Source organism: Saccharopolyspora karakumensis, assembly GCF_004349225.1.
Lineage (GTDB): Bacteria > Actinomycetota > Actinomycetes > Mycobacteriales > Pseudonocardiaceae > Saccharopolyspora > Saccharopolyspora endophytica.
Genome location: NZ_SMLA01000122.1, coordinates 1 through 1538, shown reverse-complemented (window position 1 = coordinate 1538; position 1538 = coordinate 1). Strand labels below are relative to the sequence as shown.

The window sequence follows — 1538 nt, the reverse complement described above, 5'->3', positions numbered from 1 at the left end:
CCCCCGGGGCCCGAGCCAGACCCCGCCGGAAACCGACCCACCGGATTTCCACTGAAGTCGGGAACCGCGCGGTGGGGTGACGCTCGGAGGGGAGTTGGGGACCGCGGAGCGGTCAGGGGTGGCGGAAGGTTCTGAGGAGGGTGTGTGCTGCTTGAGCCGGGGGGAGCGTGCCCTCGGCGACCTGGGATTCGAGGGTGGGCAGGATCGACTGGACCTCGGGGTCGTGGGTGAGGTCGGCGATGAGCTGGTCGCGGACCATCGACCAGGTCCACTCGATCTGCTGCCTGCTGCGCTTGGCCGCCAGTTCGCCGGATTCCGACAGCGTCGTGCGGTGCTGGCGGATCTGCTCCCAGAGGGTGTCCAGGCCCAGCGATTGCAGGCCGCTGCAGGTCAGGACGGGGGGAGTCCAGGAGGCGCTGACCGGGGTGAGCAGCCGCAGGGCGCTGCGGAGTTCGCGGGCGGCCTTCTTGGCCTCCTTCTCGTGCTCGCCGTCGGCCTTGTTGACGGCGATGATGTCGGCGAGCTCCAGCACGCCCTTCTTGATCCCTTGCAGCTGATCGCCGGTGCGGGCCAGCGACAGCAGCAGGAAGCAGTCGACCATCCCGGCCACCGTCACCTCGGACTGCCCGACGCCGACGGTCTCCACCAGCACCACGTCGTAGCCGGCGGCTTCCATGAGCAGGATCGTCTCGCGGGTCGCGCGGGCGACGCCGCCGAGCGTGCCCGCCGACGGCGAGGGCCGCACGAACGCCGAGGGGTCCGAGGCGAGCCGGCCCATGCGGGTCTTGTCGCCGAGGATGCTGCCGCCGCTGCGCGTCGACGACGGGTCCACGGCCAGCACCGCGACCCGGTGCCCCTGCTCGGTGAGCATCGAGCCGAGCGCCTCGATGAACGTCGACTTGCCCACGCCGGGCACACCGGTGATGCCGATCCGGTGCGCGCCGCCGCTGTGCGGGAGCAGCTCGGTGAGCAGCTCCTGGGTCAGCGCGCGGTGGTCGGCGCGGGTGGACTCCACCAGGGTGATGGCCTGCGCGAGCTTGGTGCGAGAGCCGTCGAGGACGCCCCGGGCGTAGTCGTGGATGTCGATCTTGCGTGGCATCAGTGTTCGAGGCGGGTTCGGAGTTCGTGGAGGAGTCCGGAGGCGGCGTCGGCGATGACGGTGCCGGGCGGGAAGATCGCCGAGGCCCCGGCTTGGCGGAGGGCGTCGAAGTCGGCGGGTGGGATGACGCCGCCGACGACGATCATGATGTCCTCGCGGCCGATGGCGGCCAGTTCCTCGCGCAGCGCGGGCACGAGGGTGAGGTGTCCGGCGGCGAGGCTGGAGACCCCGACGATGTGCACGTCGGCTTCGGCGGCCTGGCGGGCGACCTCGGTGGGGGTCTGGAACAGCGGGCCCACGTCGACGTCGAAACCGAGGTCGGCGAAGGCGGTGGCGATGACCTTCTGGCCGCGGTCGTGGCCGTCCTGGCCCATCTTGGCGACGAGGATGCGCGGTCGGCGGCCTTCGGCCTCGGCGAAGTCCTCGACCTGCCGGCGGG

General features: G+C 71.7%; 2 protein-coding genes. Both read right to left on the bottom strand.

Annotated elements, in window-relative coordinates; genetic code table 11:
- Positions 1-112: 112 nt before the first annotated feature.
- Positions 113-1099 carry a methylmalonyl Co-A mutase-associated GTPase MeaB gene (gene meaB / locus E1202_RS31070; protein ID WP_132686872.1) on the bottom strand — a complete coding sequence of 329 codons (987 nt, stop codon included), beginning with the start codon at positions 1097-1099 and terminating at the stop codon, positions 113-115.
- On the bottom strand, positions 1099-1538 hold a 440-nt coding region (locus E1202_RS31065), incomplete at its 5' end, for a cobalamin-dependent protein (protein ID WP_207919016.1). The genes meaB and E1202_RS31065, both read right to left, overlap by 1 nt.